The organism is Streptomyces sp. NPDC060184, from assembly GCF_042728795.1.
In the GTDB taxonomy this organism is placed as follows: domain Bacteria; phylum Actinomycetota; class Actinomycetes; order Streptomycetales; family Streptomycetaceae; genus Streptomyces.
In genome coordinates, this window is record NZ_JBHWYX010000010.1 from 169701 (window position 1) to 183631 (window position 13931).

Sequence of the window (13931 nt, forward strand, 5' to 3'; positions counted from 1 at the left end):
AATGCAGAAAGCAACGACCGTCGACTGGCTGGCAGTTCTCGAAGCCAGGAACCTGCTGCCCGAAGAGACCCTGGCGGCCTATGTCGTCGGCTCCACCGCCCGTGGCTGGGACAACGCGCGGAGCGACTTCGACCTGTACGTCGTCCTCGACGCCGATGAACTGCCGAGCGCGCCGAACACGATTCCGCTGCCGCTCGACCCGCCCTTCGTGCGGAGCGAGGTCTTCTTCGACTCCGGTAAGCGCTGGGAGGTGACGTACTGGCTGGACAGCCAGATCGAACAGATCCTTTCCAAGGTCTCCTGGGAGGTCTACGAAGCGGGTACGATCGCCGAAAACGCCCTGGTCAAGAAGGAAGAGCAGTCGCTGGCCCGGCTGGTCAACTGCCTTCCGCTGCGCGGCCAGGACTGGCTCGACCGGGCGAGGAAGAAGCTCGCGGAGACGGCCTTCCGCTCCTTCACCGTCGTCCGTTCCCTGGTACTGGCGGACGACGCCGTCGAAGACGCTCTGGGACAGATGGACGCGGGCGACCTGCAGAGCGCCACGATGTCCGCCCGCATCGCCTTCGGCCATTCGATCGACGCGCTCCTCGACGGTGAGGGCGAGTACGGGAGCCACCAGCCCAAGTGGCGTCCCAACCGGTTCAAGGCGGCGGCCCCGTCGGCGATTTCGTTCGAGGACTACTGGGAGATCGAGACGATGCAGGCGTTCGACCCCGCGGACCCCAGGCCGTGGATCACCAGGGTTCTGACCATCTGCCAGGACATCGCCATGCGCGTGGAGACCTCATGAGCGAGCAGACCGTACGCGACCTCGACGCCGTGCCCCACAGGGTGCTCGGCACCCGCATACGCCTGGTCCGCGGTGACTACTGGATCGGTGGGGAGGGCGACGCGCTCCAGCTCACCGGACCCGCCAACACCATCTTCGCGGCCCTGGACGGCCTGCGCAGCGTCGCCGGCGTGATCCGGCTCGTCGTCACCGAGTACGACGCCGACCCGGAGGAAGTCGCCCCGGACGTCTGGGAGTTCCTCGACGACCTGACGGACAGGGGCATAGTCGCGTGGTAGCAGTGCTTCCCGGTCGGGCTTCGATGCCTTGATCCGCCTGGAGATCGACGACGCGACCCTGTACCGGATCCGGCTGACGATCAGCCCGCTGTGGGAGTCGATCGGGAGCCTGGCCATCCTGGCCCGTTACCGGGGCGAGGTTCCGTCCCCGTACACGAACTGGGCCCGGTCGGTCCGGCCCGGGATGCCGGCCGAGCTGACCCGGGACCTGGTGGACCCGATGAGGCGAGGCGACTCCCCGCTCCTCGATCCGGACTTCGTCCCCGTGCCCGGTCCGGCGCGCGTCACCATCAGGGACGAGCTGGAACACCTGCGGGACACGCACCCGCGTACCCGGGGGACCGACCACCTCATCGACCTGCTGGAGCGGTACTGGGACTGGGCGATCGCCCCTCACTGGAGTTCGATCCGGTCCTGTCTGGAGGAGGAAACCCTCTTCCGCGGGCGCACGCTCGTGGTCCAGGGGGCCGAGGCCATGCTGCGCGAGCTGGACGGCCGGGTGATGTGGTCGCACCCCACGCTGACCGCGCCGTACCATGACGACCTCGATCTCGCGGTGACTCAGGCACAGTTGATGCTCGTGCCGACGGTCTTCGCCGGTGGCATCCGCCTGTTCGGCAGGCGGGAGGGCTCGCTGGCGATGGCCTATCAGGCCCGTGCCATCGGCCACTTCCACGCGCTCGCCGAGTCCGTCATGAAGCAGGAGGCCGACGACCGACTGGCCCTCCTGCTGGGCAGAGGCAGGGCGCAGGTGGTCCGCGCACTCGAATCCCCGCAGACCACGACCTCGTTGGCGGGCACCCTGGGCCTGGCCAAGAGCACCGTGTCGCAGCACCTCACCGTGCTCACCGACGCGGGGATCGCCTGGAAGCAGCGCGTGGGCGGCCGGGTCTTCTACGAACTCGACCACTACGGCCGGGCTCTGCTCGGGCAGCTGGGAGAACCGGGCCGCCCGGTCCGTCCCGGGGCGAGCACGGAGTACGGGGCACGGAGTGCGGGCGTGTGAGGGGCACGACCCGCTGTCCGGGCCCGAGGGTCAGGGATCGAAGGTGATCTCGCCGACCTGTTGGTCGTCCGCGGCGCCCGAGCGGTGCTTCCTGAACCGTGAGCCGAACCCGACGGCCGCGGCAACGCCTCCCGCGATCAGGATGCCGATCGTCAGCAGCATCGGCGCCGCGAAGCCCGAGTCGCCGGCCGTGTCGGCGGCGGGACCCGTGGTCGCGTCGTCCGCGGGCGTGTCGACGACCGGCGCCCCCTGCGCGGAGGGCGGAGCGTTGGGCGTGGGCGGGGTGGGGGCCGACGCGGTCGGTGCTCCCGGGGTTCCGGACGAGCCCGGCGTTGCCGAGGCGTCCGGCGCCCCCGAGGCCCCCGACGCCCCTGCCGTCGCACGACCGGAACCCGCACCGGGGCCCGCACCGGCGGCCGTCCCGGAGCCGCTGCCGGTTCCGCCCGCTCCGGCCCCGCCTGTATCGCCCCCGCCCGTTCCGGTTCCGCCCGCTCCGGTTCCGGTCCCGGAGGACGCGGTGGCCGTCGGCTTGACCCGTTCCGTGACGACCAGCGACTGAAGGGTCAGGTCCTGCCCAGGAACCACGTCGCACGATCCGTCGATCGCTCCGACCATCGCTACCGCCCCGTTAGCCGTTCTGGGCACGAGATGCATGGTGAGGCCGCCGACCGTGACTTTCGCGGCGCCCGGACGACTGAAGGTCACGGAGGGCTGCGTGCCCCGGGCGGGGACCTGGAACGAACTGGACGCCGGAAGAGGGGTCCTGGGAACCGTCATGGGCAGCGTCAGTGGGATGTCGGTGCCCGGCGCGGTCACGGTGGCGGACGCGGTCAGCGAGCCTTCGACGGACTTCACACCACTGGAGGCCGCCAGCCAGGCATAGACATTCGTCAGTTCGGCGGACCCCTTGATGGCGGAGCGCGGTGTGCCCATGCCGGCTTCGACCGTTTTCGGGATGTCCGTCTCGACGGTCATCGTGATGGTCGCGGGTCCGAGGTTCGTGAACGAGCAGGAGTACTGCAGCGAGCGCCGGACCGGCTCCGCGTGAGCCTGTCCGGCGCCGGACGTCCCCAGGACTCCGGCCGCTGCCGCTGTCGCGGCCGTCACGGCCGCAGCGACCCTCAGCGGGACTCCGGCCGCGTGACCGCTCGCGCCGCGTGGACCACGAGGTCCGGCGCGGCGAATGTGCCCGGTGTTCATGAGTGCTCACCTGCCGTGGGTCGTCCGTGCTGTGGGTACGTCGCGGCCAGCCGGTCCCGGAGTCGCGCGTGGCGGAACTGGTGGACCGCACCGGACTGGCGCAGCACCCCGCGTGCGTACGCGTCGTCGAGGAAGGTCCTCACCCGCCACGGCAGCCTCCCCGTCAGGGGGAGCCAGACGCGTACCAGAACGACCCAGCGGCCCCAGGCGGTCAGCGTGCAGAGCCCGCCCCCGATCGCGAGCCCGACCGTGATGCCCTCCAGCGCCGCCCGGGGGCCGTTGAACAGTCCGTTCAGAGCGCCGTATCCGAGTCCGATGACCACCGCCAGGGCGAGCATCTCGGTGAGCACGGTCGTGCGGTTCCGGTCCAGCAGGACGGACCAGCTGACGGTCTCCTCCGGGGGGATCGCGTCCTCCAGCGCCGCCAGGAGCGCGACGATGATGCCACCCGCCAGTCCTTCCCCGAGGCCGATCGTCAGGGAGTTCCCGAACATGAGGAACATGAACAGGGGGGTGGCCCCCAGGATCGCGTAGTAGACCACCGCTCCGGCTCCGAGCACGGCCCCGAAGATGAGTCCGCCGATGATTCCGGCCCGCACCCTGGGGAGAAAGCTGTCCCTGACCTTCCTCGTCCCGCCGCGCAGCCGCAGCCGCATGCGCGAGGGGGTGAACGCCCCTCCGACCTTGAGTTTCGACATGATCACGTGCATGAGGGCGAAGGCCGGCCCGATTCCCAGCGTGTTCAGCAGGACGGCGATGGCGGCCTGATCGGGAGCGCCGCCGAGGCCGAGTCCGAAGAGGAGCCCCGTGACGGCTCCGAGCGCGACTCCTGTCAGGAGCCCGGTCATGGCCCCGGTCACGAGGGCGCGCGAGGTGAGACTCATCGAGGTCCCCAGGTTCCACCACTCGATGTCGTGCGTACCGAGTTCGCTCAGGTGCGTGGCCAGGTAGCCGAGCCAGTGCGGGACGCGCTCGGGGTCCCAGCTCGGGGGGCTTGCGGGCTCTCCCTTCCCGCCCTTCGCGGGGGTGGGTCCCTCGGGAGGGTCTTCTTCGTAGGCGCTGGGGACGAAGGCGTCGAGCAGATGGTCCTCGATGGCTTGCCTGCCGTCGAACTTCTTGAGCAGATCGGCCGGATCGCGGCCGGTCGCGTAGACGGTGCGGGCCAGGGCGACCATCAGCGGGGTGGTGAGCACGGCGGCGAGGTCGCCGCACTTCGGGTCGCCGGGGCTTTCGCGCATCTCGTTGAAGACGTGCGCCCACTTGCCCGGGGGCGTGCTGACGGAGTCGTCGGCGGGGGTCGCACCGGTGGGGCGCAGCAGATACGTGACCGAGTCGTCCAGGGTGAGGTCGTCCAGTTCGATCCCTACGAAGGGAACGGGCCCGGGGCCGGCCACGGCCGCTTCGAGTTCGGCGCGGCGGCTCGTCACCAGCAGCGACAGACCCGATGCCCTGAGGCGCTCCAGGGCTCTGCCGCGCAGGCCGTCGGCGATCTCGTCGAACCCGTCCAGAATCACCAGGAGCCGGTTGGCGCCGAGCAGTGCGCCCGCCCACGTCGATCCGTCGGAGGCGGGCTCCGCCAGGGTGGGGTGGTCCCGGTCGAGGCAGGCGATCAGCCAGTTCCGCAGGCTGTCCCTCCGCGGGTTCCACGACCCGAGGCTGAAGATCACGGGAATCTGTGCGGTTGCGGGGCGGTTCTCGGGCTCCAGCAGCGTGCGGGCGAAGTGCTGGATCAGGATGCTCTTGCCCGAGCCAGCCCGGCCCAGCACCACCAGCTTTCCGCGCTCCGCACGCTGGTAGAAGCCCGCCATCCGGCGCACCCACTCGTCCAGTTTCGGAAGGGCTGAGTCCCCTCCCGCGGTTCGGGGGGCGAAGAGGACGTCGTCGTGGCCTATGGCCAGTGTTCTGGGGGCCGGTCGGCAGTGGACGGGCAGAGGCTTGGTCTGCACCCAGATCTTCTGGTTCTCCCCCTCTACGACCAGTTGGCCGTAGACCCTGGTCGCCAGGTTCTGGGCCGCCTGGTCCCATGGGCCCGGGGCTTCGGTGACCTGAATGATGACCTGGTCACCGGTGTTGATGATCCCGTAGTTCGATCCGCCGACGGCGCTGCTTCTGGGACCGCTGGAAAGGGCTGTCGGGCCGTGCGTGGGGTGGGGCTCCTGCGGGCCGCGCCTGGGGTTCACTGAGGGGGGATGCCGTCGCCGGTGAAGACGGTGCCGTCGTTGTCTCCGCCGATGGCGACGCTGCGCGTGCCACTGGCGTGCACGGCGGGTGCCTGCGGCAGCAGCGCCGAGAACTCCGCGGCGAGCTCGGGGGAGTTCTTGAGGACGTCCCGCAGGGCGATCCCCAACTCCGCGCGCCGCAGGGCGCGCACGTACTGGTCGTCGCCCGCCTCCGCCATCCGCTCGACCGTCTCCCGGACCGCGTCCGCGTCGGCGTCCGCCACTGCCTCCGCGTCCGCTTCCGTGCCGCGGCTCGTGATCCTGGTGAGGATCCGCTGCCCCAGTTGTACGGTCGCCTCGGCCGTCCCGTCCTGCACTCTGGTCAGCACACCGGCGCCGTAGGCGAGGACCGCCGCTTCGGCCGCCGGAACCACGTGGTTGAGCAGAGTATCGATCTCGGGCACGGGCATTCTCCTTGCTGAGCTATGGAGTTGAGGCTTCATGCTAGTCACGCGGGGGGTCGGGGTTCAGCGGTTTGCCGGATCACTCACCCTCGGGCTCCGCGGTCGCGGTCCGAGCCCAGCGAGGCGACCAGCTCGACCCGTCGCCGTATCCCCAACTTCCGGTAGGTGTTGGTCAGATGGGTCTCCACCGTACGCCGGGCCAGGTGCAGCAGGTCGGCGATCTCGGTGTTGGTGTGGCCGTCGGCGGCCAGCCGGGCGATGCGGCGTTCGCTGGCGGTGAGGGAGCGCGTGCCGGTACCGGCCCGGGTGGGGCGGCGGGCGCCGCTCTCCCGCAGGGCCTGCTCCGCCAGGGTGCGCAGCCGTACCGCGCCGAGCCGTTCGGCGCGCTCGACCGCCTCGCGCAGGCATCTGCGGGCCTGGGCGTGCTCGCCGGCGGTGGTCAGCGCCCGGCCGTGCGCGAGCAGCGCGCTGGCCGGTTCCGTGCCGACCTCGGTCGGTGACTCCCGCAGCAGCCGTACGGCCTCCTCGGTCAGCCGCAGACCGCGGCGCCCGCCGGTGACCGTGCCGAGCACCCGCAGCGCGCGGCCCACCGGGCGTGCGGTGCCCCAGACGCGGGCCAGGCGCAATTCCTCCTCGGCCAGGGCGAGCGCCTGCCCGGGGCTGCCCAGGACCAGGCAGCACAGGGCGGCCGAGGTGCGCCACGGGGTGACGACCGGGCTGACCACCTGGCGTTCGGTCTGGCGGCGTCCGCACTCCAGGAAGTCGTGCAGTGCCCCCGCCGGATCTCCCGCCGAGGCGCGCTGCAGCCCTCGCGCGTAGAGGAAACGGTTGCGGCCCCAGGAGTCGGGCGCCTCCCGCAGGTCGAAGGCGTCCGCGAACCGCCGCGCCTCGGCCGCCCGCCCGGTCTCCACGAGCCCGGTCAGCACATGGGCGTGCGCGGGGGCGAGTCCGGCGGACGCGGCGGCGGGAGAGGCGGCCGGCAGCCAGGTGTGCTCGCCGCGGGCGCCCGCGATGTCCGCGCGTACGTTGAGCAGCGCCATGTGCATGGGGTGCGGCAGGTGGGGGAGATGGCCGGCCAGGCCGCGGTCGACCAGTTCCTCGGCCTCGTCGAGTTCGTCGGCCCACTGGGCGACGGCCGCCGCCGCACCCAGCAGGAACGGTTCGGCGAGCGGGTCGGACGGTTCGGCGAGCAGGACCCGTACCTTCCGCATCGCCTCGTCGGCCGAGGTCAGCCCGGCGGTGGCCGCGTACCGCACGAGCAGCGCGTGGGCGGCCGGGCTGACCAGCTCGGGGGTGCGCTCCGCGGTGACGCGCAGCCAGCGGTAGACCTCCCGGCGGACCGTCTTGTCCTGGTCGGAGAGGAGCACCGTCGCGCTCTGCAGGGTGCTCGCCAGGCCGGGGTGGCCGGCGAGCTGGCCGTCCGCCCTGCGCAGCACCTCCAGTGCGGCGTGGGTCCTGCCGCGCCCGGCGAGCGCGGTGCCCAGGGCGACGGCCGCCCGGACCCGGTCGCGCGGGGTACTGGCCAGCGCGAGCGCCTCGGTGAACCGGGGGATGGCGGCCGACGCCTGGGCGCCCGCGTACTCCAGGGAGCCCAGGTCGGTCAGCAGCCGCTGCCGCTGCCCGGCGGAGAGCGGTTCGTCCAGGGCACGGCGCAGATACGCGACGGCGTCGCCGGTCCGTCCGGCGCGCAGGGCCAGCGAGGCGGCGCCGTGCAGGGCGGCGGGGGCCCAGGGCTGGCCCACCGGACCGGCGAGCAGCAGATGCCCGGCGACCGTCTCGGCGGGGGCTCCCCAGCGCCTCGTCACCTCGGCCGCCGCGCCGCGCACGGCGTACCGCCGGGTCGCGGGTACGCAGCAGAGGACCGCGTCCCGCAGCAACGGGTGGGCGTAGCGGGGCCTGCCGTCGGCGCCGGGGCGCAGCAGGCCCAGGCCGGTCATCGCGGTGAGCCACCCCGCCACCCGGGCCGGATCGGAGCCGGTCAGCTCGGCGAGGAGCCGGCCGGACTCCTCGGCGGCCCGGTGGTCCGGGGCGGTGCCGGACGGGCGGGGCTGCTCCGGGCTCCCGCGGTCCGGCTCCTCGTCGAGGGCGGCGAGGACGCGCGCCACCTCCGAGGTCTCCGCACCGGCGCTCTCCAGCCACCAGGACACCCCCGCCGCGTACGCCCCCGGGTACAGCGCGGCTGCGGTCTCGGGCACGGCCGGGAGCGTGCCGGAGGCACCGAGGTCGTCCAGGAGGGCGCGGAGCAGCAGCGGGCTCGCCGCGCCCGCCCGCGTACACGCCTCGACCCATGCTGCGGTAGCCGAGGGGAACCGCGCGCGCACCAGGACGGCCGCCGCGTCGGCGGTGAGCGGGGCGAGGGTGTGGGTACGCAGGAGAGCGGGGGAGAGACCGCGGGCGAACCCCGGGGCGGGCTGCCCCACGTCGTACTGGCTGCGTTCGGTGACCGCCAGCAGCACCGGCAGCCGGAGCCGGTCCACGTGCCGGGCGGTCTCCACCAGCCACCGGTACGAGGCCGCGTCGGCGAGGTGCACGTCGTCCACGGCCACGAGGAGCGGGGCCCGTCCGGCGTGGGCGAACAGCAACTGCCGCAGCCGGTCGCCCTCTTCCCGCCCGCCTTCTTCCCTGCCGCCTTCCCGCCCGTCCGCCGTCCGGCCGTTCCGGTCCCGGCCGTCCGCCGCCGGGCCGTCCGCCGCCGGGCATCGCGCGCCGCCTCCGACGGGTGGTTCCGGCGCCGCCACCGAGCGCAGCGACTGCCGGACGGTGGAGAAGGGGACCGCGGCGTCGTCCGGGGAGCAGCGGGCCCGCAGTACCCGCATGCCGCGCCCGGCCGCCGCCTCGGCGGCTGCCTCCAGGACGGTGGTCCGGCCGGTGCCGGTGGCCCCGCGCAGCAGGACCGTACCGCCGTGCCCGGCGCGGGCGCGGGCGGCACTCGTCGCGATCAGTTCTGCCGCACCCCTGTGCTCGCGCGGTTGCTCACTGTAGGGTCCGGACATTCTGTCCCCTCCTCGCGACGGTGGAGAACGGGGAGTCCCCCCGCGTACCGCCCCGGGCGCCCTGCCCGCGACGGGTGGTGCCGTGGCCGGCGGCCACCGCCGATCTCGTGGTGCCGCTCGTGGTGTTCCACGATGGCGGGAGCCCCAGCCGTTCCACAAAGGTGGAAAACGCGGGCCCGCCGGCGACCGGAACCGGGTTCCACACATGCGGACATGGGGGAATTCGGTTGCAGAGCGCCACGCGCACCACACAGCCCGGCCCGATCGACGCCGTGGAGCGGATACGCGTCGCGGTGCACACCCGGGACCCGATCTCGCGCGAGGGAGTCCACAGCCAACTGCGCCGGTACCCGGAGATCGAGCTCCGGGAAGAGAGCGAGTCCGGCCCCGGCACGGTGCTGCTGCTCGTCGAGGACTCGCTCGACGAGGCGGTGCTGACCCGGCTGCGCCGACTGGTGCGCAGCGAGGGCGCGCGGGCGGCGCTCGTGGTGGGCGCGCTCCGGGAGGCCGAACTGCTCGACGTGATCGAGTGCGGTGTCGGTGCCATCGTGTGGCGCCACGAGGCCACCGCGCCCCGGCTCCTGCAGGCGGTCCACGCGGCGGCCCGCGGCGACGGCGACCTGCCGTCCGACCTGCTCGGCCGGCTGATCAACCAGGTGGGTTCGCTGCACCGCAGCGCGGCGGGCCGGCCCGGCGCCCCCGTGTCGGGTCTGACACCGCGTGAGGTCGACGTACTGCGCCTGGTGGCCGAAGGGTTCGACACCGGAGAGATCGCCAAGAAGCTGTCCTACTCCGAACGCACGGTCAAGAACGTCATGCACGGAATGACCACCCGACTTCACCTGCGCAACCGGGCTCACGCCGTGGCTCAGGCCTTGAGGGAAGGCTACATCTGACCGCAGGGGCAACCCGAGCCGCCCCTGGGGGCGGTACGGTCTGCCCGGCCGACGTCCCGGTGCGACTGCGGGGACGGGCGGCGCGGGAGGCAGGATCGTCCGGGGCGGCCGGGACGATCACGGCGGCGCATCCACGACGGCATGGACGACAGCGGGGCCGGGAACGGCAGGGCGGGAGCACGACGGTGATCCACGAAGTGGACGAGGTCCTCAAGAAGCTGCTCAGCGGCGGTGCGTTGAGCGGTTCGGGCATCGACATCGCCTTCGACGCCCCCACCCGGGACTGGGCCGCCCGCCGCAACGCGCCCACCATCAACGCCTATCTGTACGACATCCGCGAGGACATCAACCGTCGCCAGCGGGGCCACGTCCCCGTCTACGACGAGCGGGACGTCGTCGTGAAACGCCGTCAACCCCCGCGCTGGTTCCGGCTGTCGTACCTGGTGACGGCCTGGACGAAACAGCCCCAGGACGAACACCGCCTGCTCTCCGCCGCGCTGGCCACGCTCATCCCGCGCGAACTCATCGCCCCCTCCGAACTGACCGGCTCGCTCGCCGCCCTGGGCATGACCGTGCCGCTGTCGGTGGCCGGTATCCAGACCGAGGCCCGCTCGCTCGCGGAGATCTGGTCCGCGCTCGGCGGAGAGCTCAAGCCCTCCCTCGACCTGGTGATCACCGCACCCTTCCCCGCCTACCCCGAGTACGACGCCGGGCCGCCCGTCACCGAGGGCGCCGCGGTCCGCGTGGGCACCATGGACGCCGCCGAGGACGGCACCCGGCCCGAGTCCGAGCGCGCGCACCGGCCCCACCAGGTGGCGGCTGCCCAGGAGGCCAGGAAATCGGCCCGCCGCAACCGCACCACGGGCAACCGCACATGACCGCCGGCCCCCCGCTCCCGCCGCCGGGCGACGCCTCGCACGCCGGTCCGCTCCTGGCCCGCCTCGCGGAACTCCGCGAGCGCACGGCTCTGCTGGTCGAGTACCGCTCCGCCGACGACCCCACCGCGGACGACCCGCTGCGCGGCCTGTACGTGTCGAAGGAGGCGGCCCACCACCTGCTGAGCCCGGCGGAGCCCCCGCGGCTCGGTGCCGCCGGGCCGGTCGACGCGTACACCGACCGGCTGACCGACCTCGCCGCCCGGCTCGGGCTGACCGGACTCGACGCCCTCTTCCTGCTCGTCGCGCTCGCCCCGGACCTGGACCGGAGCTTCGAGGCGCTGTACGGCTACCTCAACGACGACGTCAGCCGCCGCCGGGCCACCGTCGCGCTCGCCCTCGACCTCTGCGGCATCCCCGTCCACCTGGCGTCCGCACGGGCCCGGCTGCACCCGGCGGCCCCGCTGCGCGCGCTCGGGCTGCTCGACGTGGAGGACGCCGAACGCCCCTTTTTGAGCCGCTCGTTGCGTGTGCCGGACCGGTTGCTGGCCCACCTTCTCGGCGACGACACCCCGGACGCCTCCCTCGCCGGACACCTCCACCCGCTGGACACGGGCCGGGCGCCGGACGACGCGCCGGACGACGGTCCCGAAGGCGCGCCCTTCGACGGTCCCGAGGACGGGCTGGGTACGGACGACGGGCAGGTGCCGTCCCCCGACACCGGCACCGGCCTCTTCGTGCACCGTCTGGCCGCCCGGCTCGCCGCCGGTCCGCCGGTCACGGCCTACCTCCGCGAGCGGCGTGAGGGCGACGGGCTGCCCTCGATCGCCGCCGCCCTGCGCCTCGCCGGCCTGCCGGCCCTCCGGTTCACCGGGCCCGAGGACCGCGTCCCCGGGCTGCTGCGCGAGGCCCGGCTGACCGGCCGCGCGGTGGTCGTCCAGGGGATGCCGGACAAACCGGCCGCGCTGATGCGGCAGTTGGCCGGGGCCGCGGACGTGCCGGTGCTGATCACCGGGCCGCGCCCGTACGACCCCCAGTGGTCCGACACGGACCCCCTGGTCCTGGAGGCGCCGCCGCGCGGCGCGGGTGCGGCCGACGCCTGGGCGGCGGCGCTCGGCGAGGAGCCGGGCTTCGACCTGGCGGCCACCGTCGCCCCGTACCACCTGTCCGGTGACCACATCGTCCGCGCCGCCCACGCGGCCCGGGGCCTCGCCGCCTTCGACCGGGGGCCGCTCACCCCCGCCCACCTGCGGCTCGCCGCACGCCAACAGTCCGCCTCGGGCCTCGAACAGCACGCCCGCCGCATCCGGCCCGCCGTCGACTGGCGGGACCTGGTGCTGCCTCCGGGCCCGCTCACCGAGCTGCGCGAACTCGCCCTGCGCGCCCGCCACCGCGACCGGGTCCTCGGGGCGTGGCGACTGAGCGCGGGCGGTGGCCGGGGCCGGGGCGTCCTCGGACTGTTCGCGGGCGGCTCGGGCACCGGCAAGACGCTGGCGGCGGAGGTCGTCGCGGCCGAACTCGGCCTCGATCTCTATACGGTGCAGCTGTCGTCGATCGTAGACAAGTACGTCGGCGAGACGGAGAAGAACCTCGAACGCATCTTCACGGAGGCGGACCGTACCGACGCCGTGCTCCTCTTCGACGAGGCCGACGCCGTCTTCGGCAAGCGGTCGGAGGTGAAGGACGCCCACGACCGGTACGCCAACATGGAGAGCTCCTACCTGCTTCAGCGCCTGGAGTCCTTCGACGGCATCGCGCTGCTCACCACCAACCTGCGCGCCAACATCGACGAGGCGTTCACCCGGCGCCTCGACCTGGTCGTGGACTTCCCGTTCCCCGACGTCGAACAGCGCCTCGCCCTGTGGCGGCACAGCCTCTCCCACGTGCCTTGCGTACCGGAGGTCGACGTGCAGCCGGTGGCCTCGGTCTTCGAGCTGGCGGGCGGCTCGATCCGCAGCGCCGTGGTGACCGCGGCGTACCTCGCGGCCGGCCGCGACGGCCTGGTCACGGCGGCCGACCTGCTGGAAGGCGCCCGGCGCGAGTACCGCAAGGCCGGGCGCCTGGTGCCGGGCGAGGGGACCTGGTAGGCCGCCCGCCCGGCAACGGCCGCCGCACGGCCGTCATGTTCACTCGGCGGCGGGCACCGTGAAAGAAACGGCCTCCAGCGCACGGGAGTTGTCGGTCGTGCCGCCGAAGTTGAACGCGTTCCGCGGACCCGTGCACGTGGGCGTCTTGGTCCACTCCCCGCCGGTGAAGCGGATGTTGTGGCAGATCTGCCCGGTGCCGACGTTGATGGCGAAGCCCGGCATCACCTCGGCGTCCTCGTCGGTGCTGCCGATGTAGTTGTCGTCGCCGTCGGCGACGATGCGCGTCCAGGGCGTCTGCCAGTGGGCCTGTCCGTCGGTCGAACCAGGGTCGTGGGGAAGGGCGTTGGCAGAGGATCCGCTGACGCCGTACACGGCGATGTTGAGGGCCGTGAGCGGTTGGTCACGGCTGTTGCCCGCCATGGCGCCGTCGCAGGCCGGCTCCTGCCAGCCCTCGCCCTTGATGAAGGCCCGATAGCAGATGTGCCGGCCCGTGGGGTCGTCCTCGGCCATGCGGTTCACCGCGGTCGCCGCCGTGTCCTCGGGCTCCTTCGGGGCGGCGGACTCCCCGGCCCCGCCGTCTCCGCCGGACGCGTCGGTCTTGGTCTCCTGGGTGGGGGCCGGCGCGGGTGGGGCGGTGGTGGGCGCGGGGGTGGGCGGTGGGGCGAGGGTCGCCGAAGGGGTCGGTTCGGCGGCGAGGGTGGCGCTTGCTTCGACGAGTTTTTCGGTGGTGCCGGTGGCGATGGCGGGTTTGTGGCCGAACCAGAGGGCGAGGAAGGTGATGGTGAGGGCGAGGAGGATGCCGAGGAAGGTGGCGAGCCAGCGGGGGAGGAAGCCGAGTTGGACGAAGGTGCCGTCGATGGGGAGGGGTGTGGTTCCGGAGCGTTGGACGGTGAGGGTGTAGGGGCGTTGTTCTTTGGCTCCGAACCAGGTGATTTTGCGGGGTTTGAGTGTGGTGGTGACGAAGGCGGCGCGGCCGGGTTCTATCTGGATGTTGCTGGGGCGGAGTTCGTAGGTGAGTTGGTCGCCGTTGTCGGTGCCGTTGAGGGAGGCGGTGAGTTTGGTGTTGCCGAGGTTGTCGATGGCGAGTCTGGGGCGTCCGCGGAGTCGGCCTTTGACGGTGGGGGGGACGAGTTCGGCGCGGAGTTCGGTGAAGGGGGTGATGGTGAGGTTGCCCTCGGGGACG

General features: G+C 72.9%; 11 protein-coding genes. 6 read left to right on the forward strand and 5 right to left on the reverse strand.

The features are described from left to right. Position 1: 1 nt before the first annotated feature. Genes ACFWEE_RS09635 through ACFWEE_RS09645 form a run of 3 tightly spaced genes read left to right on the forward strand, consistent with a single transcriptional unit; the run spans position 2 to position 2074 of the window. On the forward strand, positions 2 to 790 hold the full coding sequence (locus ACFWEE_RS09635; protein WP_386887925.1) for a hypothetical protein: 789 nt from the start codon (positions 2 to 4) through the stop codon (positions 788 to 790). Continuing rightward, positions 787 to 1068, forward strand: coding sequence for a PqqD family protein (locus ACFWEE_RS09640; RefSeq protein WP_386887927.1), 282 nt, complete (start codon positions 787 to 789; stop codon positions 1066 to 1068). The genes ACFWEE_RS09635 and ACFWEE_RS09640 overlap by 4 nt, the downstream gene beginning before the upstream one ends. A gap of 28 nt (positions 1069 to 1096) precedes the next feature. After that, positions 1097 to 2074 (forward strand): ArsR/SmtB family transcription factor, encoded by a 978-nt coding sequence (locus tag ACFWEE_RS09645; protein WP_386887928.1) that lies wholly within the window; start codon positions 1097 to 1099, stop codon positions 2072 to 2074. Positions 2075 to 2104: 30 nt separating this feature from the next. On the opposite strand, the gene ACFWEE_RS09650 is transcribed toward ACFWEE_RS09645, so the two are convergent. From ACFWEE_RS09650 to ACFWEE_RS09665, 4 genes are all read right to left on the reverse strand, one after another. Next, the gene (locus ACFWEE_RS09650) at positions 2105 to 3181 is read right to left on the reverse strand and encodes a DUF6801 domain-containing protein (RefSeq protein WP_386887930.1); all 1077 of its coding nucleotides are present in this window, start codon (positions 3179 to 3181) and stop codon (positions 2105 to 2107) included. Positions 3182 to 3270: 89 nt separating this feature from the next. Further along, on the reverse strand, positions 3271 to 5454 hold the full coding sequence (locus tag ACFWEE_RS09655; RefSeq protein ID WP_386887932.1) for an NACHT domain-containing protein: 2184 nt from the start codon (positions 5452 to 5454) through the stop codon (positions 3271 to 3273). After that, positions 5451 to 5897: a hypothetical protein gene (locus tag ACFWEE_RS09660; protein WP_386887933.1), complete on the reverse strand. Its 447-nt coding sequence runs from the start codon at positions 5895 to 5897 to the stop codon at positions 5451 to 5453. The genes ACFWEE_RS09655 and ACFWEE_RS09660 overlap by 4 nt, the downstream gene beginning before the upstream one ends. 83 nt (positions 5898 to 5980) lie before the next feature. Further along, positions 5981 to 8890: a LuxR C-terminal-related transcriptional regulator gene (locus ACFWEE_RS09665; RefSeq protein WP_386887934.1), complete on the reverse strand. Its 2910-nt coding sequence runs from the start codon at positions 8888 to 8890 to the stop codon at positions 5981 to 5983. 227 nt (positions 8891 to 9117) lie between these two features. On the opposite strand from ACFWEE_RS09665, the gene ACFWEE_RS09670 reads away from it, so the two are divergent. From ACFWEE_RS09670 to ACFWEE_RS09680, 3 genes are all read left to right on the forward strand, one after another. Next, positions 9118 to 9786 carry a response regulator transcription factor gene (locus ACFWEE_RS09670; RefSeq protein WP_386887935.1) on the forward strand — a complete coding sequence of 223 codons (669 nt, stop codon included), beginning with the start codon at positions 9118 to 9120 and terminating at the stop codon, positions 9784 to 9786. A 185-nt stretch (positions 9787 to 9971) separates the two neighbouring features. Beyond that, positions 9972 to 10664 carry a DUF4255 domain-containing protein gene (locus ACFWEE_RS09675; RefSeq protein WP_386887937.1) on the forward strand — a complete coding sequence of 231 codons (693 nt, stop codon included), beginning with the start codon at positions 9972 to 9974 and terminating at the stop codon, positions 10662 to 10664. Beyond that, complete coding sequence (locus ACFWEE_RS09680; RefSeq protein WP_386887939.1) at positions 10661 to 12748, forward strand: ATP-binding protein; 2088 nt, start codon at positions 10661 to 10663, stop codon at positions 12746 to 12748. The genes ACFWEE_RS09675 and ACFWEE_RS09680 overlap by 4 nt, the downstream gene beginning before the upstream one ends. Before the next feature lie 39 nt (positions 12749 to 12787). Here the strand turns inward: ACFWEE_RS09680 and ACFWEE_RS09685 are convergent. After that, a partial coding sequence (locus ACFWEE_RS09685; protein ID WP_386887940.1) for a hydrolase occupies positions 12788 to 13931 on the reverse strand: 1144 nt, incomplete at its 5' end.